This window comes from Pseudomonas sp. Tav-5-1A, from assembly GCF_055755055.1.
This window is the reverse complement of record NZ_CM146901.1, coordinates 4,779,504-4,801,958: the sequence shown is the minus strand read 5'-3', so window position 1 is coordinate 4,801,958 and position 22,455 is coordinate 4,779,504. Positions and strand designations below refer to the sequence as shown.

General features: G+C 65.0%; 20 protein-coding genes and 1 riboswitch. Of the genes, 8 read left to right on the top strand and 12 right to left on the bottom strand.

Going from position 1 to position 22,455, the window contains the following annotated elements; genetic code table 11:
* The first annotated feature begins 92 nt into the window (after positions 1-92).
* The 4 genes from clpX (at position 93) to AC0J42_RS21955 (ending at position 6,427) form a co-directional block, all read left to right on the top strand.
* On the top strand, positions 93-1,376 hold the full coding sequence (clpX, locus tag AC0J42_RS21970) for an ATP-dependent Clp protease ATP-binding subunit ClpX (protein ID WP_416425824.1): 1,284 nt from the start codon (positions 93-95) through the stop codon (positions 1,374-1,376).
* A 150-nt stretch (positions 1,377-1,526) separates the two neighbouring features.
* Positions 1,527-3,923 carry an endopeptidase La gene (gene lon, locus AC0J42_RS21965; RefSeq protein ID WP_416425823.1) on the top strand — a complete coding sequence of 799 codons (2,397 nt, stop codon included), beginning with the start codon at positions 1,527-1,529 and terminating at the stop codon, positions 3,921-3,923.
* A 149-nt stretch (positions 3,924-4,072) separates the two neighbouring features.
* Positions 4,073-4,345, top strand: coding sequence for an HU family DNA-binding protein (locus AC0J42_RS21960; RefSeq protein WP_166359462.1), 273 nt, complete (start codon positions 4,073-4,075; stop codon positions 4,343-4,345).
* A gap of 207 nt (positions 4,346-4,552) precedes the next feature.
* A complete protein-coding gene (locus AC0J42_RS21955; RefSeq protein ID WP_473003801.1) occupies positions 4,553-6,427 on the top strand; it encodes a SurA N-terminal domain-containing protein in 1,875 nt (624 codons plus the stop codon).
* 167 nt (positions 6,428-6,594) lie between these two features.
* Here AC0J42_RS21955 and cobF read toward each other — a convergent pair whose 3' ends face one another.
* The 6 genes from cobF to AC0J42_RS21925 all read right to left on the bottom strand — a co-directional run bounded on the left by cobF (position 6,595) and on the right by AC0J42_RS21925 (position 11,982).
* Positions 6,595-7,350 carry a precorrin-6A synthase (deacetylating) gene (gene cobF / locus AC0J42_RS21950; RefSeq protein WP_473003799.1) on the bottom strand — a complete coding sequence of 252 codons (756 nt, stop codon included), beginning with the start codon at positions 7,348-7,350 and terminating at the stop codon, positions 6,595-6,597.
* Positions 7,351-7,360: 10 nt separating this feature from the next.
* Positions 7,361-8,122 carry an ABC transporter ATP-binding protein gene (locus tag AC0J42_RS21945; RefSeq protein ID WP_473003797.1) on the bottom strand — a complete coding sequence of 254 codons (762 nt, stop codon included), beginning with the start codon at positions 8,120-8,122 and terminating at the stop codon, positions 7,361-7,363.
* The gene (locus AC0J42_RS21940; protein WP_473003795.1) at positions 8,119-9,147 is read right to left on the bottom strand and encodes a FecCD family ABC transporter permease; all 1,029 of its coding nucleotides are present in this window, start codon (positions 9,145-9,147) and stop codon (positions 8,119-8,121) included. The genes AC0J42_RS21945 and AC0J42_RS21940 overlap by 4 nt, the downstream gene beginning before the upstream one ends.
* Entirely contained in the window at positions 9,147-10,169 is a 1,023-nt protein-coding gene (locus AC0J42_RS21935; protein ID WP_473003793.1) for an ABC transporter substrate-binding protein, read from the bottom strand. Before AC0J42_RS21935 ends, AC0J42_RS21940 begins: the two co-directional genes overlap by 1 nt.
* 43 nt (positions 10,170-10,212) lie before the next feature.
* A riboswitch (adenosylcobalamin (AdoCbl) riboswitch) is annotated at positions 10,213-10,295 on the bottom strand.
* A 182-nt stretch (positions 10,296-10,477) separates the two neighbouring features.
* Positions 10,478-11,404 (bottom strand): class I SAM-dependent methyltransferase, encoded by a 927-nt coding sequence (locus tag AC0J42_RS21930; RefSeq protein WP_473003791.1) that lies wholly within the window; start codon positions 11,402-11,404, stop codon positions 10,478-10,480.
* Between the two features lie 83 nt (positions 11,405-11,487).
* Positions 11,488-11,982: a DUF4142 domain-containing protein gene (locus AC0J42_RS21925; RefSeq protein ID WP_473003789.1), complete on the bottom strand. Its 495-nt coding sequence runs from the start codon at positions 11,980-11,982 to the stop codon at positions 11,488-11,490.
* A gap of 187 nt (positions 11,983-12,169) precedes the next feature.
* Between AC0J42_RS21925 and AC0J42_RS21920 the strand changes: the two genes are divergently transcribed.
* The gene (locus AC0J42_RS21920; protein ID WP_416425808.1) at positions 12,170-13,078 is read left to right on the top strand and encodes a LysR family transcriptional regulator; all 909 of its coding nucleotides are present in this window, start codon (positions 12,170-12,172) and stop codon (positions 13,076-13,078) included.
* Here the strand turns inward: AC0J42_RS21920 and AC0J42_RS21915 are convergent.
* The 4 genes from AC0J42_RS21915 to AC0J42_RS21900 form a co-directional block, all read right to left on the bottom strand.
* Positions 13,072-13,845, bottom strand: coding sequence for a substrate-binding domain-containing protein (locus AC0J42_RS21915; protein WP_473003786.1), 774 nt, complete (start codon positions 13,843-13,845; stop codon positions 13,072-13,074). The genes AC0J42_RS21920 and AC0J42_RS21915 overlap by 7 nt on opposite strands.
* An 11-nt stretch (positions 13,846-13,856) precedes the next feature.
* Positions 13,857-15,158: an MFS transporter gene (tcuC, locus tag AC0J42_RS21910; protein ID WP_416425806.1), complete on the bottom strand. Its 1,302-nt coding sequence runs from the start codon at positions 15,156-15,158 to the stop codon at positions 13,857-13,859.
* Positions 15,159-15,289: 131 nt separating this feature from the next.
* On the bottom strand, positions 15,290-15,559 hold the full coding sequence (locus AC0J42_RS21905) for a DUF3253 domain-containing protein (protein ID WP_473003784.1): 270 nt from the start codon (positions 15,557-15,559) through the stop codon (positions 15,290-15,292).
* Between the two features lie 170 nt (positions 15,560-15,729).
* Positions 15,730-16,533 carry a formate/nitrite transporter family protein gene (locus AC0J42_RS21900; RefSeq protein WP_473003782.1) on the bottom strand — a complete coding sequence of 268 codons (804 nt, stop codon included), beginning with the start codon at positions 16,531-16,533 and terminating at the stop codon, positions 15,730-15,732.
* Positions 16,534-16,849: 316 nt separating this feature from the next.
* Between AC0J42_RS21900 and AC0J42_RS21895 the strand changes: the two genes are divergently transcribed.
* Positions 16,850-18,295, top strand: a complete 1,446-nt coding sequence (locus AC0J42_RS21895) for an ATPase domain-containing protein (protein ID WP_416427437.1) — start codon at positions 16,850-16,852, stop codon at positions 18,293-18,295.
* Between the two features lie 21 nt (positions 18,296-18,316).
* Positions 18,317-18,694: a response regulator gene (locus AC0J42_RS21890; RefSeq protein WP_416425800.1), complete on the top strand. Its 378-nt coding sequence runs from the start codon at positions 18,317-18,319 to the stop codon at positions 18,692-18,694.
* Here AC0J42_RS21890 and AC0J42_RS21885 read toward each other — a convergent pair.
* Positions 18,683-19,885: an acetylornithine/succinylornithine family transaminase gene (locus AC0J42_RS21885; RefSeq protein ID WP_473003779.1), complete on the bottom strand. Its 1,203-nt coding sequence runs from the start codon at positions 19,883-19,885 to the stop codon at positions 18,683-18,685. The genes AC0J42_RS21890 and AC0J42_RS21885 overlap by 12 nt on opposite strands.
* 98 nt (positions 19,886-19,983) lie before the next feature.
* Here AC0J42_RS21885 and AC0J42_RS21880 point away from each other — a divergent pair, with 98 nt between their 5' ends.
* Positions 19,984-20,889, top strand: coding sequence for a LysR family transcriptional regulator (locus tag AC0J42_RS21880; RefSeq protein WP_473003778.1), 906 nt, complete (start codon positions 19,984-19,986; stop codon positions 20,887-20,889).
* A gap of 126 nt (positions 20,890-21,015) precedes the next feature.
* Here the strand turns inward: AC0J42_RS21880 and AC0J42_RS21875 are convergent, their stop codons facing one another.
* Positions 21,016-22,281 carry an MFS transporter gene (locus tag AC0J42_RS21875; protein WP_473006893.1) on the bottom strand — a complete coding sequence of 422 codons (1,266 nt, stop codon included), beginning with the start codon at positions 22,279-22,281 and terminating at the stop codon, positions 21,016-21,018.
* Between the last annotated feature and the right edge of the window lie 174 nt (positions 22,282-22,455).

Below are 22,455 nucleotides of genomic sequence, written 5' to 3'. Positions count from 1 at the left end.
GGTGGTTGGCACAACCAGCCACCTGTGGACTTGAAAAACCCCGCGATTGCCTTCATCTTGTGTTGCAAGCCTATCGGATTTGGATCGATCGAATGACTGACACCCGCAACGGCGAGGACAACGGCAAATTGCTCTATTGCTCCTTCTGTGGCAAAAGCCAGCATGAAGTGCGCAAATTGATTGCCGGCCCCTCGGTCTTTATCTGCGACGAGTGCGTCGACCTGTGCAACGACATCATCCGCGAGGAGGTGCAAGAAGCCCAGGCCGAGAGCAACGCGCATAAATTGCCTTCGCCCAAAGAAATCAGCGGCATCCTTGATCAGTACGTGATTGGTCAGGAACGCGCTAAAAAGGTTTTGGCGGTAGCGGTGTACAACCACTACAAGCGCCTCAATCAACGTGACAAGAAGGGTGACGACGTCGAGTTGGGCAAGAGCAACATCCTGCTCATCGGCCCGACCGGTTCGGGCAAGACGCTGCTGGCTGAAACCCTGGCGCGCCTGCTCAACGTACCCTTCACCATCGCCGACGCCACCACGCTGACTGAAGCGGGTTATGTCGGTGAAGACGTTGAGAACATTATTCAAAAGCTGTTGCAGAAATGCGACTACGATGTCGAGAAGGCCCAGATGGGCATTGTCTACATCGACGAAATCGACAAGATCTCGCGCAAATCCGACAACCCGTCCATCACCCGCGACGTGTCGGGCGAGGGCGTGCAGCAGGCACTGTTGAAGCTGATCGAGGGCACCGTTGCCTCGGTACCGCCACAAGGCGGTCGCAAGCACCCTCAGCAGGAGTTCCTGCAGGTAGACACCCGTAACATCCTGTTCATCTGCGGTGGTGCGTTCTCGGGCCTGGAAAAGGTCATCCAGAACCGTTCCACGGCTGGCGGCATCGGCTTCAACGCCGAAGTGCGCAGCAAGCAGGAAGGCAAGAAAGTGGGCGAGTCCCTGCGTGAAGTCGAGCCTGACGACCTGGTCAAGTTCGGCCTGATCCCGGAATTCGTGGGTCGTCTGCCGGTGCTGGCCACCTTGGACGAGCTCGATGAGGCTGCGCTGGTGCAGATCCTGACCGAGCCCAAGAACGCCCTCACCAAGCAATACGCCAAGCTGTTCGAGATGGAAGGCGTGGACCTGGAGTTCCGTGCCGACGCGCTGAAGTCCGTGGCCCATCGTGCGCTCGAGCGCAAGACCGGTGCCCGTGGCCTGCGTTCCATCCTGGAAGGCGTGCTGCTGGACACCATGTACGAGATCCCTTCGCAGACAGACGTCAGCAAAGTGGTGATCGACGAAAGCGTCATCGAAGGAAAGTCCAAGCCACTGTTAATCTACGAAAACAGTGAGACGCCGGCCAAGGCTGCGCCAGACGCATAAGTCGTACTGCGGCTTGAAACAGGAAGGGGCCTTCGGGCCCCTTTGCTTTTCCTGCCCCGCAGCGCTTGTTTTTTTTGGGGGCTGCCCCCACATTGACTACAAGCTCAATTCCACTGTCTACGGCCCTAGGGCCGCTGTAGAGGCGAAATCATGAAGACCACCATCGAATTGCCTCTCCTGCCATTGCGTGATGTCGTCGTGTATCCGCACATGGTGATCCCGCTGTTCGTGGGGCGCGAGAAATCCATCGAAGCCCTCGAGGCCGCGATGACGGGTGAAAAGCAGATCCTGCTGCTGGCCCAGAAGAATCCTGCCGACGATGATCCAGGCGAAGACGCCCTGTATCGCGTGGGTACCGTTGCTACCGTGCTGCAACTGCTCAAGCTGCCTGATGGCACCGTCAAGGTGCTGGTCGAGGGCGAGCAGCGCGGCACCGTCGAAAGTTTCATGGAAGTTGACGGCCATTGCCGCGCCGAAGTGCAGCTGATCGACGAAGTCGATGCCCCGGACCGCGAGTCCGAAGTGTTCGTGCGCAGCCTGCTGGCCCAGTTCGAGCAATACGTGCAGTTGGGCAAGAAAGTCCCTGCCGAAGTCCTGTCCTCGCTGAACAGTATCGATGAGCCTGGCCGCCTGGTAGACACCATGGCCGCGCACATGGCGTTGAAGATCGAGCAGAAGCAGGAAATCCTCGAGATCATCGACCTGTCCGCCCGGGTCGAACACGTGCTGGCCCTGCTGGACGCCGAAATCGACCTGCTGCAGGTCGAGAAGCGCATTCGCGGCCGCGTGAAGAAACAAATGGAGCGCAGCCAGCGCGAGTACTACCTGAATGAGCAGATGAAGGCCATTCAGAAAGAGCTCGGCGACAGCGACGAAGGCCACAACGAAGTCGAAGAGCTGAAAAAGCGCATCGACGCCGCCGGCCTGCCCAAGGATGCCCTGGCCAAGGCCACTGCCGAGCTGAACAAGCTCAAGCAGATGTCGCCGATGTCGGCCGAGGCCACCGTGGTGCGTTCCTACATCGACTGGCTGGTGCAAGTGCCGTGGAAGGCCCAGAGCAAGGTGCGCCTGGACCTGGCGCGCGCCGAGGACATTCTCGACGCCGACCACTACGGCCTGGAAGAGGTCAAGGAGCGCATCCTTGAGTACCTCGCCGTGCAGAAGCGCGTGAAGAAGATTCGTGGCCCGGTGCTGTGCCTGGTAGGCCCGCCTGGCGTGGGCAAGACCTCGCTGGCCGAGTCCATCGCCCATGCCACCAACCGCAAGTTCGTGCGCATGGCCCTGGGTGGCGTGCGTGACGAAGCCGAGATTCGTGGCCACCGCCGCACCTACATCGGCTCCATGCCTGGCCGCCTGATCCAGAAGATGACCAAGGTAGGGGTGCGCAACCCGCTGTTCCTGCTGGACGAAATCGACAAGATGGGCAGCGACATGCGTGGCGACCCGGCGTCGGCGCTGCTGGAAGTGCTCGACCCCGAGCAGAACCACAACTTCAACGACCACTACCTGGAAGTCGACTACGACCTCTCGGACGTGATGTTCCTCTGCACCTCGAACTCCATGAACATCCCGCCAGCGCTGCTGGACCGGATGGAAGTGATCCGCCTGCCGGGTTACACCGAGGACGAGAAGATCAACATCGCCACCAAGTACCTGTCGCCCAAGCAGATCACGGCCAACGGCCTGAAGAAGGGCGAGTTGGAGTTGGAAGTGGCGGCCATCCGCGACATCATCCGCTACTACACCCGCGAAGCCGGTGTGCGTGGCCTGGAGCGCCAGATCGCCAAGGTCTGCCGCAAGGTGGTCAAGGAACACGCCCGCGACAAGCATTTCTCGGTGAAAGTGACCTCCGACTCGCTCGAGCACTTCCTGGGCGTGCGCAAGTTCCGCTACGGCCTGGCCGAGCAGCAGGACCAGATCGGCCAGGTGACTGGCCTGGCGTGGACCCAGGTGGGCGGCGAACTGCTGACCATCGAAGCCGCCGTGGTACCGGGCAAGGGCCAGCTGATCAAGACCGGTTCGCTGGGTGACGTGATGGTCGAATCCATCACGGCCGCGCTGACCGTGGTGCGCAGCCGTGCCAAGAGCCTGGGCATTCCCCTGGACTTCCACGAGAAGCGCGACACCCACATCCACATGCCTGAAGGTGCCACGCCCAAGGATGGTCCAAGTGCCGGTGTCGGTATGTGCACCGCCCTGGTCTCGGCCCTGACGCAGATTCCAGTGCGTGCCGACGTGGCCATGACCGGCGAGATCACCCTGCGTGGCCAAGTGCTCGCAATCGGTGGCTTGAAGGAGAAATTGCTGGCTGCGCACCGTGGTGGGATCAAGACTGTGATCATTCCCGAAGAGAACGTGCGTGATTTGAAGGAAATTCCTGACAATATTAAGCAGGATCTTCAGATTAAACCGGTTAAATGGATTGACGAAGTGCTCCAGATTGCGCTGCAATACGCCCCGGAGCCCTTGCCCGATGTGGCTCCGGAGATAGTCGCGAAGGACGAGAAACGCGACACGGATTCCAAGGAAAGAATCAGCACGCACTAGCACGTATTTCGGCCGGGGGGCCTTCCTTGACAGCTTTTTCAGGCCCTTGTTATAAAGCGGCACTTACCGGTGTCAGCAGCCTCCCGGCACAGTTTTAGCTTTACCACATACTTAGAAACAAACTCATATAGATATAAGGGGACTTAAGAGTGAACAAGTCGGAACTGATTGATGCTATCGCCGCATCTGCTGATATCCCGAAAGCTGTAGCTGGCCGCGCGCTGGACGCAGTTATCGAATCCGTCACTGGCGCTCTGAAGGCTGGCGACTCCGTGGTACTGGTAGGTTTCGGTACTTTCTCTGTGACTGACCGCCCAGCTCGCGTTGGCCGTAACCCACAGACTGGCAAGACCCTGGAAATCGCTGCTGCCAAGAAGCCTGGCTTCAAAGCCGGCAAAGCACTGAAAGAAGCGGTAAACTAAGCCTTTCACGCCTTTGCCCGACCGGGGCGGGAAAAATTTCCGACCTGGAAGCGGAGCAGCCATTGAGCTGGTCTCAAGCCGACGCACGGCGCCGGCGCTTGCTCCGCCTGTTACGAGAAGGCGCATCCTCGGATGCGCCTTTCTTCTATCCGGATTCTACCCACTCTCCGCGGTTGCTTAATCAGTACAACCGTTTCTGGGGGACGCATGCTGCAGAATATCAGGGACAATTCACAAGGCTGGATTGCCAAGACCATCATCGGTGTCATCGTTGCCTTGATGGCACTGACTGGCTTCGATGCCATTTTCAAAGCCACCAGCCACACCGCCGACGCGGCCAAGGTCAATGGCGACGCCATCACCCAGAGCGAGCTGGCCCAGGCGGTCGAGTTGCAACGCCGCCAGCTGATGCAACAGCTGGGCAAGGATTTCGACGCCTCCATGCTCGACGAGAAGATGCTGCGTGAAGCGGCCCTCAAGGGCCTGATCGACCGCAAGCTGCTGATCCAGGGCGCTACCGATGCCAAGTTCAGCTTCTCGGAAGCCGAGCTGGACCAACTGATCCTGCAAACGCCTGAATTCCAGGTGGACGGCAAGTTCAGCGCCGATCGCTTCGATGCCGTGATCCGCCAGATGGGCTACTCGCGCCTGCAATTCCGCCAGATGATGGCCCAGGAAATGCTGGTCGGCCAACTGCGCGCCGGTGTCGCCGGCAGCAGCTTTGTCACCGACGCCCAGGTGCAGGCCTTCGCCCGCCTGGAAAAGCAGACGCGCGATTTCGCTTCGCTGACCTTCAAGGCTGACCCGTCGGCCATCAAGGTCACCGACGATGAAGTGAAGAAACACTACGACGAGCACGCCAAGGAGTTCATGAGCCCCGACCAGGTGGTGATTGACTACATCGAGCTGAAGAAGTCGTCGTTCTTCGACAAGGTCACCGTCAAGGACGAAGACCTGCAGGCCGCCTACAAGGCCCAGACCGCCGCGCTCACCGAGCAGCGTCGTGCCGCGCACATCCTGATCGAGGTCAACGCCAAGACCACCGACGCCCAGGCCAAGGCCAAGATCGAAGAGATCCAGGCGCGCCTGGCCAAGGGTGAAGACTTCGCCAAGCTCGCCAAGGAATTTTCCCAGGACCCGGGTTCGGCCAACAATGGCGGTGACCTGGGCTACGCCGGCAAGGGCGTCTACGACCCGGCCTTCGAGACGGCGCTGTACGCGTTGAACAAGGACCAGGTATCGGCGCCGGTGCGCAGCCAGTTCGGCTGGCACCTGATCAAGCTGTTGGGTGTGGAGGCTCCTCAGGCGCCTACCTTCGCCAGCCTGAAAGACAAGCTGACCCGTGACGCCAAGACCGCCCAGGTCGAGCAGATGTACGTGGACGCTGCCAAGAAACTGGAAGACTCCTCGTACGAAGCCTCCGACCTGGTGCAGCCAGCCGCTGACCTGGGCCTGAAGGTCCAGACCTCGGCGCCGTTTGGCCGCGAAGGTGGCAGCGAAGGCGTGACCGCCAACCGTGCCGTGGTGCAAGCCGCGTTCAGCCCGGAAGTGATGGACGAAGGCGCCAACAGCTCGGCCATCGAGCTGGACCCGGAGACCACCGTGGTGGTGCACGTGCGTGAACACCGCAAGCCGGCGCAACTGCCGCTGGAAGCCGTGTCTGACGCGATCCGCAAGCACCTGGCGCAGGTCAGGGCCAGCGAGCAGGTCAAGGCCAAGGTCGATGCCCTGGTGGCCGGCCTGCGCGACGGCAAGATCCCGTTGGCGGCGACGCAGGAAGGCCAGGCCTGGAAAACCCAGGAAGCCGTGTCGCGTAGCCAGGAAGGTATCGATCCGACCGTGCTGCAGGACGTATTCCGCATGACCAAGCCCGTGGGCAAGGACAAGCCGGTCTACGACAGCGTCAGCCTGTCCGATGGCAGCTACGTGCTGGTCCGCCTGAACGGTGTCAACGAAGCTGCTGCCGCCAGCGATGCCGAGAAAGCGCAATACCGCCGCTTCCTGGCCTCGCGTGCTGGCCAGCAGGACTTCGCGGCCTACCGCAAGGCGCTGGAAACCAAGGCGGATATCACGCGCTACTAAGCCGTGATGCCCACCTGAAAAAGGCCGCGCAAGCGGCCTTTTTCATTTCCCGGCCGCAATACCGCCTCGCCTGTACCGCCCTCGTAGCAGCGGCCGCAGGCCGCGTCCCCCAGCGCCACGGTCTTCCTGGAATACCGCACAGCCCCGGACGCCGCCTGCGGCAGCTGCTACGGGGTGGGTTTCAGCAGGTAGGTGTCCATGATCCAGCCGTGGCGCAGCCGTGCCTGGTCGCGCACGTGCTCGATCTGGTCGGCCACCTGGTCCAGTGGCCCGGCAATCAGGATCTCATCGGCGCTGCCCACGTAGGCGCCCCACCAGATATACAACCCCTGGCCACGCAAGCGATTGAACGCCTGATGGGCGTCCAGCATCACCACCTGGCTGTCGCCGGCACCCAATGCATCCCCCAGCTGCCGCCCCGGGCTGATGCGCACCGAGCCACCTATCTCGTTCAGCGGCACCCGATGGGCTGCGGCCAGCGCCTGCACGGCGGTGATGCCGGGTATCACCTGGTACTCGAACACCTCACGGCCGGCGGCCAGGATCGCCTGCAAAATCCGCAGGGTGCTGTCGTACAGGGCCGGGTCGCCCCACACCAGGATGCCCGCGCACTGGCCATCGGCGACTTCATCGGCGATTAGCCGTTCGATCAGCCGCTGCTTGTCGTCGTTGAGCTGCTGCACCGCACCCGCATAGCTGTCGCCGTCAGGCCCGCGCGGCGGGTGGTCGGCTTCCACCATGCGCCAGGGCCGCTCGGTGGCCAGGCGCGTGCACAGGTCGCGGCGCAGGTCGTTGAGCCCGTGCTTGGCCGGGCCCTTGTCGAACAGCAGGAACACGTCGACGCGGTTCAGCGCCTTCAGCGCCTGCAAGGTCAGGTGGTCAGGGTTGCCGGCACCGATGCCGATGACCAGGACGGTTTTCATGGGCCATGCCTCAGGGCAGGTATTGAATGTGCGGCCGGCCATGGTGGGCGGAGGGGCTGACCACGCAGCGCACGCCGTAGACTTGGGCGACCCGCCCGGCGGTGAGGACCTGTTCCGGGCTGCCGCTGGCCACCACCCGGCCCTGTTGCAGCAGCACCAGGCGGTCGCAGAACATCGCGGCCAGGTTCAGGTCATGCAGGGCCATCACGCAGGTCACCGGCAGGCCCTGAATCAGTTGTAGCAGCTGCAGCTGGTGTTGGATATCCAGGTGATTGGTGGGCTCGTCCAGCAGCAGTTCGCTGGGGCCCTGGGCCAGGGCGCGGGCGATCTGCGTGCGCTGGCGTTCGCCCCCCGACAGGCTGTGCCAGCTGCGCAGCCGCAGCGCGCCCAGGCCGGTGCGCGCCAGGGCCTGCTCGACGATGGCCTGGTCCTCCTGGGTCCAGGCCGACAACGCGCCGCGGTGCGGGGTACGGCCCAGGCGCACGATGTCCTGCACGCGAATGTCCACCTCGGTGCCGGCGTGCTGTTCCACCAGCGCCACGCGCCGGGCCACGGCCTTGCGCGGCCATTGCGCCAGTGGGCGGCCGTCGAGGCTGACGCTGCCCTGGCTGGGCGTGCGCAGGCCGGCCAGCAGGCGCAGCAGGGTCGATTTGCCGGAGCCGTTGGGGCCAATCAGGCCCAGGGTGCCCTGGGCGGGCAGGTCCAGGCTGATGCCGTCGATGATCACCTGGCCGTCGACGCTCCAGCCGACGTTGTCGGCGCGCAGGCTCATGGCGCCGCCCGGTTGCGGTAGAGCAGGGCGGCGAACACCGGCGCGCCGACCAGGGCGGTGACCACGCCAATGGGCAGCACCTGGCCGGGCACGATCAACCGTGAGGCGATGTCGGCCAGCACCATGAAGTTGGCGCCGATCAGCACGCAGGCCAGCAGCAGCCGCACGTGCCGCGGGCCTACCAGCAGGCGGGCGATGTGCGGCACCACCAGGCCGACGAAACCCACGGCGCCGACGATGCTCACCAGGGTGGCGGTGATCAGCGCCGTCACTCCGAACAGCAACCAGCGCAGGCCCGCCACCGGCACGCCGAGGCTGGCGGCGGCGTCGTCGCCAAACACGAAGGCATCCAGGGTGCGCGCGCAGTACAAGCACACCACCAGGCCGGCGCCCACCACCGCAGCGGCCAAGCCGACGTCCGCCCAGCGCACGCCGCCCAGGCTGCCCAGCAGCCAGAACATCACGCTGCGCGCCTGTTCGGCGTTGGCCGAGGTGGAGACGATCCAGGCGGTCAGGGCGTTGAACAGCTGCGCGCCGGCCACGCCGGCCAGTATCACCTGGGCCGGGCCGCCGCGGATGCCGGTGGCCAGCAGCACCACCAGGCCGAACGCCAGCGCGGCGCCGAGGAAGGCCCCCAGGGATATGCCAATCAAGCCGCCGCCCAGGCCCAGCAGCATCACCAGCACCGCGCCGGTGGAGGCGCCGGCGCTGATGCCCAGCACGTACGGATCGGCCAGGGCGTTGCGCAGCAGCGCCTGCAACACCGCGCCGCACAGCGACAGGCCAGCGCCGCAGCAGGCGGCCACCAGCGCGCGGCTCAGGCGGTATTCCCAGATGATGCCCTGCTGGATCCGCGGCACGTCATAGGCACCCAGCCCCAGGCCGTTGAGCAGCGCCTTGAGGGTCACGACTATGGGAATGTCCAGCTCGCCCAGGGACACCGCCAGGGCAATCGACAGGCCCAGGCTGAACAGCGCCAGCAGGGCCAGGGCCCAGCGGCCCAGGCGGCTGCGCTCCACTGGCATCAAGGCGCCTTGCCCGTGTCGGCCAGGCCCTTGGCGATCTGTTCGATGGCGTCGACCACGCCCATGGACGGGTTCAGGGTGTTGGCGTCGACCACGATCAGGCGGCCGTTGCGCACCGCCTTGAGTTCGCGGGTCACCGGGTCGTTGCGCAGGAAGGCCAGCTTCTTCTCGACGTCGTCGGCGGGGTAGAGGCGGCGCTGCATGCGCGCCAGCACGATCACGTCGGGATCGCGGGCGGCAATGCTCTCCCAGCTCACGCCGGGCCATTCCTCATCGCTGTCGATGACGTTGCGCAGGCCCAGCACCTGGGAGATATAGCCCGGCGCACCGTGCTTGCCGGCCACCCACGGGTCGCCTTCCAGGCGCGTGCTGGAGAACCAGTACAGCACCGACAGCGGTGGGTGCGCGGTGGCGCTGGCCAGTTTCACGGCGGCCGCCACGCGCTCATGCAGGCGTGCGCTGAGGGCCTGGCCGGCAGCGGGCACGTCGAAGATGGTCGCCAGTTCGCTGATTTCCTTGTCCACCAGGGCCAGGGAATACAGCTGGCTGCGGCTGCCATCGGCGTTGGAGGTGGCGGTCACGCCCTTGCCGTCGCAGTCGCTGGGCGACACGTAGGAGGGGATACCCAGCTTCAGCAACTGCTCGGGCGTCGCCACCTCGCCCTGGGGGCCGATGTGGTAGGTGTACTGCGCCACGACGATGTCCGGCGCGGTCTTGGCCACGGCCTCGAAGCTGGGGGCGTTGTCGGCCAGGCGCGGCACCTTGGCGCCGGCGGCCGCCAGCGACGGCGGCAGCGGCCCGAACCACACGCCGGTGCCGACCATGCGCGGGCCCAGGCCCAGGGACAGCAGCAATTCAGTGCTGGCCTGGCCCAGGCTGACCGCCCGTTGTGGTGGGGCGTCGATGCGCACGCTGTGGCCGCAGTTCTGCACGGTCAGTGGGTAGTGGCTGGCCGGCGCGGCGGCTACGGCTGAGGCGGCGGATAAACACAGGCAGGCAAAGGCAAGGCGGCGTAACAGCATGCAGCGGCTCCCGGGATGGCGCGTCCGTTGGGCGAAAGAAATGGCGTGCAGCAAGGTCTGGCTTTCGGGAGGCCCGAACACAGTGGCGCGACCGCGCCGGAGTTGCACCGGCTTCCTGCTGCACGCATGAAAAAGCCCGCAGAGGGTAAGTGGCATTGCCCAAGAGAGCAACCTGCCGTTCACCTTCCCAGGGGCAAACGCTGTAGCCGCTGCCGCCAGGCTGCGCTGGCCCTGGCGTACGCTGGATATTTTCAGCGTGGGCAAGGGCCAGCGCAGCCTGCGGCAGCGGCTACGCAGTCATGCGGGGTTCATGCGCTGGTAAATACCAGCGCCTTGAGGCCGCCTTCGGCCTCGGCGTCGGGGAATTCCGGCGGGTTTTCCAGGCGGTGCTGGAAGGTCAGCTGCGGCGCTTCCTCGGCCATGCTCTGGATCAGGAAGTCGGAGCCGATGGCCGGGTCATTGACGCAGGCCAGCACCACGCCCTGTTCGGTCAGCAGCTCGGGCAGCTTGCGCAGCACCTTGCGGTAGTCCTGGGTGAGCACGAAGCTGCCGCGCTGGAACGACGGCGGGTCGATGATCACCAGGTCATAGGGGCCGCCACGCTTGACCTTGCCCCACGACTTGAACAGCTCGTGGCCCAGGAAACTCACGCGGTCCAGGTCGTGGCCGTTCAGGCGGTGGTTGTCACGGCCGCGGCTCAGGGCGGCGCGGGCCATGTCCAGGTTCACCACGTGCTCGGCGCCGCCGGCGATGGCCGTCAGCGAGAAGCCGCAGGTGTAGGCGAACAGGTTCAGCACGCGCTTGCCCGCGGCCTGCTCGCGCACCCATTGGCGGCCGTAGCGCATGTCCAGGAACAGCCCGATGTTCTGCTTGCGGCCCAAGTCCAGCTGGTAGCGCAGGCCGTCCTCGTCGATGAACCATTGCTCCACCGGCTCGCCCAGCAGCCATTCGGCGGCGCTGTCGGGCAGGTAGCGGTGCTGCAGGATCAGGCTGTGCACCTGTGGGGTGGCCTGGGCCAGTGCCAGCAGCAGCGGCTTCAGCGCGGCCAGCTCGTCGGCGGCCGGTTCGCGGAACAGCGACACCAGCAGCACCCCTTGCAGCCAGTCCACGGTGATTTGCTCCAGGCCCGGCCAGCAGCGGCCGCGGCCGTGGAACAGGCGGCGGGTTTCGGCAGGCGGGTGTTGCAGGGCGGTGCTGAGGTGTTGCTGCAATAAAGCGAGGGCGTCGGCGTTCATGAAAGACTTTTGGCAGGGCATAAAGCGCCCATGGTAAACGCTGGCGCAGGGCCGTGGGAAATCCACGGCCGTGCGCGCCAGGATCACTGATGCTTGGCTTGCAGTTCCTTGGCCATTTTCAGGTGCTCCTGCAGCTTGGGCAGGGTCTGTTTGGCGAAGTCCTTGAGCTCGGCCTTGTCGGAGGATTCGACCTCTTTCTGGAACAGCTCGATGGTGTCTTCGTGGGCCTTCACCTGATTGGCGGCGTAGGCCTTGTCGAAGGACTCGTCGCGCATTTCGAGGATTTTCTTCTTCGCCTGGTCCATCAACGTGGCGTCGTCGGGCACCACCAGGTCCAGCTTGTGCGCCAGCGCCGCCAGCTTCTGGTTGGCCGCGCCGTGGTCCTTGATCATCATCTGGGCGAAGCTCTTCACGTCCGCCGAGCTGCTCTTCTGCAGCGCCAACTTGCCGGCCTCGACTTCGGTGATGCCGCCTGCCGTGGCATCGGCGACAAAGGCGCTGGTGGCAGCGGCGAATGCTTGGCTTGCCAGCGCGCCGGTCAGGGCCAGCACAAGCGTGCCTGCTTTGAATGCGTCCATGGGAAATCTCCGTCGTTATTGTTCGGGAAGCGAGAGGGTGACGCCTCGCTCCCTACAATGGATTGCCCGGCCACCGCGTTGGTGCTTGGGCGGCGACGAACGGTCTTTCGACTATGGTCCAGCATCAATCATGGCCATTCATGCATTAAGCTGATCGGATAAATAAAATTCGGCATGAGTGACCGGGATGAGCATCAATTTCGACCTGAACGACCTGCAGGCCTTTCGCGCAGTGGTGGAGAAGGGCAGTTTTCGCAAGGCCGCCGAGGCCATCAGCATCTCCCAGCCGGCGTTGAGCCGGCGCATCGAAAAGCTGGAAAGCGCGCTCAACGTGCGGCTGTTCGACCGCACCACCCGCCGCGTCAACCTGACCATGGTCGGCCGTGCCTTCGCCCCCAGCGCCGAACGCCTGCTCAATGACCTGGACATCGCCCTGCTGGGCATCAGCGAAGTGGCCTCCACGCGCCTGGGCAACGTCACCGTGGCCTGCGTGCCGTCGGCCGCCTATTACTTCATGCCCAAGGTGGTGGCCCGCTACCACAAGCTCTACCCGCGCATTCGCGTGAAGGTGCTCGATGCCAGCGCCAACGACGTGCAGCAGGCCGTGCTCAGCGGCGAGGCCGACCTGGGCCTGAGCTTTACCGGCAACCTGCCGCCGGAGCTGGAATTCGAACTGCTGGTGCAGGAGCACTACGTGGCCGCCTGCCGCCGCGACCACCCCCTGGCCGGGCGCAAGCAGCTGAGCTGGGAAGAGTATTTCCAGCACGACTACATCTCGGTGGACAAGACCTCCGGCAACCGCTTCGTGCTGGACCAGGCGTTGCTGCACATCCGCCCGGCGCGGCCGAGCATCTGCGAGACCCGCCATGTGACGACCATGCTCGGGCTGGTTGAGGCGGGCTTGGGGATTGCGGCGGTGCCGTCCATGGCCTTGCCGTTGGGCGAGCACCAGTGGATGACCAGCATCCCGCTGGTGGAGCCCGAGGTGCTGCGCAGCGTGGGGTTGATCCGCCGCCGGGGCCGGCTGTTGACCCCGGCGGCGCTGGAACTGGAGCAGTTGATCAGGGAGTTCAAGAAACCCCTGGAAGATCAGTGAGGCACTGAGTCCAGGCCGGTGCCGGTGACCACCGACTGCGCCTGGGCCGAAGCCATGTAGTCGAGCAGGGCCTTGGCCTCGGCCGGGTGCGCGGAGCCTACCGGGATGCCGGCGGCGAAGCGTGTCACCGACTGCAGCGGCTCGGGGATCTTGCCCACGTAGGTCACGCCGGCGATGGGCAACAGCTCGCTGACCTGTTGCAGGCCCAGCTGCGGCTCGCCCTTGGCCACTTCACCGGCCACCGGAATGCGCTCGATCATCTTCGCCTTGGGCTTGAGCTGGGCTTCGATGCCCAGGCGCTTGAACAGCTGGTCCTGTACGTAGACGCCGCTGGCGCTGTCGGAATAACCCACGGACCTGGCCTGCAGCAACGCCTGCTTGAAGGCAGCGACGCTGCTGATGTCCGGCTTCGGCTCGCCGGCTTTCACCACCAGGCCAATGCGTGAGTCGGCCAGTTCCACCCGCGAGGCGGGCAGCACCTTGCCTTGCTTGATCAGGTCGTCCAGGGCGTAGCCAACCATGATCACCACGTCGGCCTGCTCACCGCGTGCCAGGCGGTTGGGGATCGCCTCGGCGGCCTTGCCCATGGACGGGCCCAGCACGGTGTTCAGCTGGTCGCCATGGGCTGCGGCAAACTGCGGGCCGAGGATCTTGTAGGCGGCAGTGAAGCCGCCGGAGGTCATCACGGTCAGGTCCTGGGCCTGGGCCAGGCCCGCGGCGGCCAGCCCCAGGGTCAGGGCGGCCAGGCTGTTGAGCAATTTCTTCATGGCCACGCCCCTCACACGGCGGCGCGCAGCTGGGCGCTGCCGCGGCGGTACAGGTACAGGGTGGCGCACAGGGCGCACAGGGCGGCGAAGCTCATCCAGTAGCCAGGCGCGGCCTTGTCGCCGCTGCTGTGGATCAGCGCGGTGGAGATGGCCGGGGTAAAGCCGCCGAACACCGCGGTGGCCAGGCTGTAGGCCAGGGAGAAACCGGCCACGCGCACTTCCACCGGCATGATTTCGGTCAGCGCCGGGATCATCGCGCCGTTGTACATGCCGTACATGAACGACAGCCACAGCAGGGTTTCCAGCATGTGCGCGAAGCTCGGTGCCTGGGCCAGGAACGACAGCGCCGGGTACGAGGTGGCGATGGCCAGCACGGTCATGGCGATCAGCATCGGCTTGCGGCCGATACGGTCAGACAGCGCGCCGCCGATAGGCAGCCAGATGAAGTTCGACACACCCACCAGCAGGGTCACCATCAGCGCGTCGGCGGTGCTCAGGTTGAGCACGCTCTTGCCGAAGGTGGGCGCGTACACGGTGATCAGGTAGAAGGCGGTGGTGGTCATGGCCACCATCAGCATGCCGGCCACCACGATGGTCCAGTTGGCCACCAGGGTGTTGTACACCTCGCGCATGGCCGGGCGGTGACGGCGGGCGCTGAACTCTTCGGTCTCTTCCAGCTTGCGACGCAGCAGGAAGATGAACGGCACGATCATGCAGCCCACGGCGAACGGAATGCGCCAGCCCCAGGCGGCGATGTCGTCACCGCTCATCCACTGGTTCAGGCCGTAGCCCAGCGCGGCAGCCACGACGATGGCGACCTGCTGGCTGGCCGACTGCCAGCTGGTGTAGAAGCCTTTCTTGCCGGGGGTGGCCATTTCCGCCAGGTACACCGACACGCCGCCAAGCTCGGCGCCGGCCGAGAAGCCCTGCAGCAGGCGGCCCAGCAACACCAGGGCGGGGGCCAGCAGGCCGATGGTCTCGTAGCCGGGCACCAGCACGATCAATATCGTGCCGCTGGCCATGATCGACAGGGTCACAATCAGGCCCTTGCGGCGGCCGACGTCGTCGATATAGGCGCCAAGGATCACCGCGCCCAGGGGCCGCATCAGGAAGCCTGCGCCGAACACGGCGAAGGTCATCATCAGCGAAGCGAATTCACTGCTGGCGGGGAAGAAGGCGGCGGCGATGTGGGTGGCGTAGAACCCGAACAGGAAGAAATCGAACTGTTCGAGGAAGTTGCCCGAGGTGACACGGAATACCGCGCCGGCTTTGGCGCGAGCGGACGCGGACGCGCCCTGGGGTGAGGACTGCATGTGCATCTCCCATCATTTTTATGACACGTGCAACGGGGCACATGGGTTTTTTGTAGGGGGACGATGGTCGCGGAAATATTTTGAAATGATAACTGCATATTTCTGATGTATTGATGCGCGGATGTTATCACTCAGCGCATCAGTCGCCCGCGGCGCAGCCGTATAGGGCCGCTGCCGATGCGGTCCGGGACCAGGGTGGCTTCGCCTTGAGTGATGCGCAAAACGTCAGCTTGGGCCAGGCACGAGGCCACCCGGCGGATGTCTGGCATCAACGCGCGCCACAGCGCCTCGTCGGCGCTGAGCACGCGGGCGACGTCGCTGGGGCAGATGGAGTCTTCGGGGGCGCCTTGGGAGAGCAGGGCGAAGATCGCCCGGGTGATCATGCTGTCGTCGATGTTCATGGGGGGATGCGCGGCAGTAGCGAAAACGTCTTTGTAACACCTCAGCCAACGCCGATCCATCAGGCCATGGCACGTTGCAACAAATGTAGCTGCTGCCGCAAGGCTGCGGCCCGCCGTGTGGACGGCGGGTGGTGGCCGTTGCGCGATTCCCCCCAGGCGCGCGTCCTGCCTCAGCGGTGGGCTTCGGCCACCGGGGTAGCGGCGGCCTCGGCCTGCTTGCCAAAGGCCACGAAGTAGGCCAGGCCCACGAACACCGCGCCACCCACGGCGTTGCCGAGGAACACCGCCACCAGGTTGTTGGCGCACTGGCTCCAGTCCAGGGCACCGGCGAAGATGGCCGCCGGGATCACGAACATGTTCGCCACCACGTGCTGGAAGCCGATGGCCACGAAGCCCATCACCGGGAACCACATGCCCAGGATCTTGCCGGTGACTTCCTTGCTGGCGTACGACAGCCACACCGCCAGGCACACCATCCAGTTGCAGCCGATGCCCGAGACGAATGCGTGGGTGAAGTCGGCGCTGGCCTTGGCGTTGGCAATCGCCAGGGTCTTGGCCAGGAACGGGCCTTCGGTCAGGCCCAGCACGTGGCCGAAGCAGTAGGCCACGAACAGCGCGCCCAGCAGGTTGGCCACGGTCACCAGCAGCCAGTTGCGCAGCAGCGCGGCCAGGCTGATCTTGCCGCTGAACAGGGCCATGGGCAGGGTCATCATGTTGCCGGTCAGCAGTTCGCCGCCGCCCAGGATCACCAAAATCAGGCCCAGCGGGAACACGGCGGCGCCCAGCAGGTTGCCCAGGGACGACCAGGCGCCGGGGATCATGGTGCTGACGTGGATGTCGAGCAAAAAGCCCAGGGCGATGAATGCGCCGGCCAGGAAGCCCAGCACCAGGATCGCGGGCAGCGAGGCCTGGGCTTTCTTGGTGCCGGTTTCGATGGCCATCTCGGCGATCTGCTGGGGGGTGTTCAAGGACATGGAAGGTACTCGCGAGCCAGGTGGAAAAAGGGTGCGCTGTCTTACGCTGCGCCATCCTGGCCCTGCGACGATTTGCGACATTGATTGCCGCGAAAGCTAATGGCTCAACGCCTGCACGTCTAATCGCTTGTTTCGATAGCGCGATTGACCCTGTCGATGGGCCTGGGACGCGGCCTGGCGGCCGCTGCTACAGAAGGCTGAGATAAATTTTTCTGCATGCTCGCGATGCGGTATAGAATTCCTTATCCATCAAGAGATTAAACGTTCCGTACACGGGGCAGTCTATCTCGGCGATTATTCATGAAAGGCAGGCCGGATCTTGGAACAGCTAAAACGCCTTGAAAGCGGTATTGAAGGGCTCGACCTTCTGTTGAAGGGCGGGCTGGTCGCAGGTTCGTCCTACATCGTCCAGGGGCGACCGGGGTCGGGCAAGACCATCCTGGCCAACCAGCTGGGCTTCAACCACGTGCGCAATGGCGGGCGAGTATTGGTGGCCACGCTTTTGGCCGAGTCCCACGAGCGACTCTTCCAGTACCTGTCGACCCTGCGGTTCTTCGACGCTGGCCGCATCGGCAACGAGATCCAGTTCGTCAGCGCCTTCGACACCCTGGAAAACGAAGGCCTGGACGAGGTGGTCAAGCTGCTGCGCCGCGAGATCAGCCGGCAGAAGGCCACGGTGCTGATCGTCGACGGCCTGCTCAACGCGCGCTCCAAGGCCGAGTCGCAGATCGACACGAAGAAATTCATCTCCGAGCTGCAGGGCCACGCCGCCTTCGCCGGCTGCACCGTGCTGTTCCTCACCAGCTCGCGGCTGGACGACGGCAGCCCCGAGCACACCATGGTCGATGGCGTCATCGAACTGGGCGAAGAGCTGTTCGGCACCCGCTCGGTGCGCCGCATCCAGCTGCGCAAGACCCGCGGCAGCGGCGCGCTGTCGGGCCTGCACGAATGCGAGATCACCGACGACGGCCTGGTGGTGTACCCGCGCCTGGAAAGCCTCTACAGCCACCCGTCGCGCCCCGACAGTGCCGACCTGACGCGCCTTCCAAGCGGCGTGCCGGCGCTGGACAAGCTGATCGGCGGCGGCCTGCCGCGCTCGTCGGTGACCCTGGCCATGGGCCCCTCGGGCATCGGCAAGACCTCCCTGGGCATTCACTTCCTGGGCGCCGGCAGCCACGTCGAGCCGGCGTTGCATTTCGGCTTCTACGAGTCGCCGCAACGCCTGGCCATCAAGGCCAAGGCCCTGGGCTACGACTTCCAGGCCATGCAGGACGCCGGCGCGCTGTTCGTGTCCTGGCAGCCCACCACCGAAGGCCTGGTCGACGGCCTGGGCGCACGCCTGCTCAAGCAGGTGGACGAGCACCGCATCAAACGCGTGCTGATCGACAGCCTGGGCGGCATGACCCGTTGCGCCACCAACCAGGCGCGCCTCACCGAATTTTTCAGCGCCCTGATGGGGGAGCTGCGCGCCCGCGGCGTGACGGTGTTCGTGACCTGGGAGATCCGCGGCCTGTTCGGCCCCGAGATCACGTCGCCGACGCCGGACCTGTCGAGCATCGTCGACAACATCCTGCTGCTGCGGTTCGTGGAATATGAAGCTGAACTAAAACGCTTGCTGTCCATCCTTAAAGTAAGGGACAGCGTTTATGACCCGTCGCTGTTGGAGCTGGTCATCGACGAAAGCGGCATCGATCTGAAGAAGGCGTTCAAGCATGCAGAGGCAGTGTTATCCGGAAGCGCCTCGGCGGTCAGCAAGCCTTGAAGACGCCCCGGTCGAGCTGACATGAGCACTATCCTGATCGTCGACGACGAATTCATGATTGCCAACATCCTTGAACTGGCGTTCGAGGATGAGGGCTATGAGGTCGTCAAGGCAGCCAATGGCCGCAAGGGCCTGGAAGTGCTGGAGCGCGAGCGCCCGGCGCTGGTGATCACCGACTTCATGATGCCGGTGATGGACGGTCTGGAAATGGCCCGCAAGATCCGCGAGCACGCGCTGTACAAGGACATGCCCATCCTGCTGATGAGTGGTGCCCAGGGCAGCATTGGCCGTGCTACCCCGCAACTGTTCGCCGCCGTGTTCGACAAGCCGTTCAAGATCGATGACGTGGTGGCCAAGGTCCGCGAACTGATCGGCCCGCCGGGGCATTCACCGCACTGATTCCAGCAACGCCAGCAGCCGCGCGACCATGGCCTGGCGGGTGGCGTCGTCCAGGGTCAGGGGTGGCAGCAGGCGGATGGTCTGGCCGCGGGCGATGTTGATCAGCACGCCGTGCTCACGCGCGGCCAGCTCCGCCAGGTGGCGCGCCGGGAATGCCAGGTCGATACCGATCATCAAGCCGTGGCCGCGCACCGCCAGCACCTGGGGGTGGCCCTTCAACGCCGTGCGCAGTTCGTCCAGCATCAGCCGGCCCTGGCGCTCGGCGTTCGCCACCAGCCCTTCTTCCTCCATGATCTCCAGCACCGTGCACGCCACCCGGCAGGCCAGCGGGTTGCCGCCGAAGGTGCTGCCGTGGCTACCGGGGCCGAACAGCTCGGCCGCGGCGCCGGCGGCCAGGCAGGCGCCGATGGGCACGCCGTTGCCCAGGGCCTTGGCCAGGGTCATCACGTCGGGCACCACGCCTTCATGCTGGCCGGCGAACCAGCGGCCGGTGCGGCCCAGGCCGGTCTGGATCTCGTCGAGCATCAGCAGCCAGTGCTGTTCATCGCACAAGGTGCGTAGGGCCGCCAGGTAGCCACCGGGCGCCACCTGCACGCCGCTTTCGCCCTGCACCGGTTCCACCAGCACGGCGGCAATGCGTTGGCCGTGGCTCTGCGCCAGGGCCTGGATGGCCAGCACGTCGCCGAACGGCACCTTGATGAAACCGTCCATCAGCGGCGCGAAGCCGGCCTGGCAGCTGGGGCTGTCGCTGGCCGACAGGGTGGCGAAGGTGCGGCCATGGAAACTGTTCTCCATCACCACCACCAGCGGCTGGCGGATGCCCTTGCGCTGGGCATGCAGCCTCGCCAGCTTCAGCGCGGTTTCGTTGGCCTCGGCGCCGGAGTTGCAGAAGAACGCCCGCTGCATGCCGGCCAGCGCCGTCAGTTGCTGCGCCAGCTGCACCTGCCAGTCGATGCGGTACAGGTTGGAGGTGTGCAGCAGCAGGCCGGCCTGCTCGCGAATCGCCTCGACGATGCGCGGGTGGCTGTGGCCCACCGAGGTCACTGCCACGCCGGCCAGGGCGTCCAGGTACTCGCGGCCCTCGCTGTCCCACAACCGGCAGCCTTCACCGCGGGTGAAACTGATGGGCAGCGGCTGGTAGTTGTTCATCAGGCTGGGGTGGTTGCCGGGCAGGGCTTGGGGGGCATTCATGGGGGCCGTCTCCTTGTAGTGGGCCAGCTCAGTATGTTTATCCAGCAAGGCGGGATAAACGGCTCTACACTGAAAGGACTTTCAAGCAGGAGTGGCTAATGGACCTGTTTCAGGCCATGGGCGTATTCGTCCAGGTGGTGGAGGGCGGCAGCATGACCGCCGCCGCCGAAGCGTGCGGCATGTCCACCACCATGGTGGGCAACCATTTGCGCGCGCTGGAGCAGCGCCTGGGCGTCAGCCTGCTGCGCCGCACCACCCGGCGCCAGAGCCTCACCGAGTTTGGTAGCGCCTACTACCAGCGTTGCCTGGACATACTCGGCCAGGTCAGCGCCGCCGAGCAGTTGGCCGAGGAGGTGCAGGCCGTGCCCCACGGCACCTTGCGGGTCAGCGCGCCGCCGACCTTCGGCGCCGAATGCCTGATGCCCTGCCTGGCCGGCTACCTGGCGGCCAACCCGGCGGTGAACCTCGACGTGGTGCTGACGGACCGGCTGGTGGACCTGGTGGAGGAGGGCTTCGACGCCGCCATTCGCCTGGGCACCCTGGAGAACTCCAGCCTGGTGGCGCGGCCGCTGCACGACTACGGCCTGACGTTGTGCGCGGCCCCGGCCTACCTGGCCCGGCGCGGTGTGCCGACGACGGTGCAGGCGCTGGCCGCGCACGATTGCCTGGCGTTCGCCTACCCGGCCGGCACCGAATGGCGCTGGACGCAGAAGCACTGGCGGTTGACCGGGCCGGAAGGCGAGGTGACGGTGGATGTCAGCGGGCGCATCGCCGTCAACAGCGCCCCGGCGTTGAAGCGCGCGGCGTTGTCGGGGCTGGGCATCGTGATGCTGCCCGATGCGCTGGTGCGCGAGGAACTGGACGATGGCCGGCTGCTGCCGTTGCTGACGGACTGGCACCTGCCGGTGCGGCCGATGCACCTGGTCTACCCCCAGGAGCGCTACCGGTCGCCGAAGCTGCGCAGCTTCGTCGACTATATCGTGCAGCACATGGGGCGCGGTTAACCCTACGACGCTGAAATGCGTAGCCGCTGCCGCAGGCTGCGCTGGCCATCACCTACGCTGGACATCTCCAGTGTACGTCAGGGCCAGCGCAGCCTGTCGGCAGCGGCTACGCAAGCGGTGTGGGGGTTAGACTTCCAGGCGTTTCACTTCACCCAGCAGGAACAGGTACGCCAGCGCACCCGCCAACGCCACGCCACCTATGAACCACAGCGCGCCGGTGAACGAACCGCTGCTGGAAACGATGAAACCGATCACCAGCGGGGTGCTGATGCCCGCGATGCCAGTCACCAGGTTGAACACCCCGGCGCTCAGGCCGATGAGTTTTTTCGGGGCGATGTCAGAGATCACCGTCCAGCCCAGGCCGACCATGCCCTGGCCGAAGAAAGCGATGGACAGGATGGCGATCACCGCCTGGTCGCTTTTCACGAAGTTGGCCAACACGATGCTGCTGGCCATCAGCAGGCCGGCGATGATCGGCAGTTTGCGGCCCAGGCTGGCGTTGCCGGTACGCTGGATCAGGCGGTCGGAGAACCAGCCGCCCAGCATCACCCCGCAGCCGGCGGCAATGAACGGCAGCACGGCGAAGAAGCCCATCTTCATCCAGCCCATGTGACGCTCGGTGGACAGGTAGGTGGGGAACCAGGTCAGGAAGAATACCAGGGTGGAGTTACCGGCAAACTGGCCCAGGCAGGCGCCCCAGATCTGCCGGTAACCCAGCAGCTTGCGCAGGCTGGCCCACGAGAACGGGGTTTTCTTCTGCTCTTTCGGCGCCAGGCCACCACCGGCCTCGATGTAGTCCAGTTCCGCCTGGTTGACGCTGGTGCACTCGTGCGGCTCGCGGTAGCGAATCTTCCACACCAGGGCGAACACCAGGCCGATGATGCCGGTCAGCACGAACAGCGAGCGCCAGCCATAGTGGGCCAGCAGCATGAACAGCAGCGGGCTGAGGAACGCCAGGCCGATGTACTCGCCCACGGTGTAGATGCTGGTGGCGCGCGCCCGTTCCTGCTGCGGGAACCAGGTGGCGACCACGCGGCTGTTGGTGGGGAAGCAGGTGGCTTCACTCACGCCCAGCAGCAGGCGCAGGCCGATCAGCGAGGCGAAGCCGCTCACCAGGCCATGCAGCAGGGTAGTCAGCGACCAGGCGCTGGCGGCGACGAAATAGGTCTTGCCGCTGCCGAAGCGGTCGAGCAGGGCGCCGCCGGGCACTTGGGCCAGCACGTAGCTCCAGGCGAAGGCGGAGAACATCACGCCCATCAGCGCCGGGTCGATGCCCAGTTCGCCGGTCATGGTCGGGGCGGCAATCCCGAGGATGCTGCGGTCCAGGTAGTTGATGATGGTACCGACCGCCAGCAAGGTCAAAATTACAAAGCGGGCACGGCTGGGGCGCACGGCAGAGGCAGCAGCGGAACGAGTCGCGGCGGCGATCGTCACTGCGCCCGAGTTGTTATCAGGCATGGGGTGATTCTCGTCTTTGTAGTTGTTGCCCGGCAGGCTATTGAAGCCGCTACCCAGGGTCAAGCCAAAATGTACGAACCGGTTCGATGATCGGCCAGTCGGCCGCTC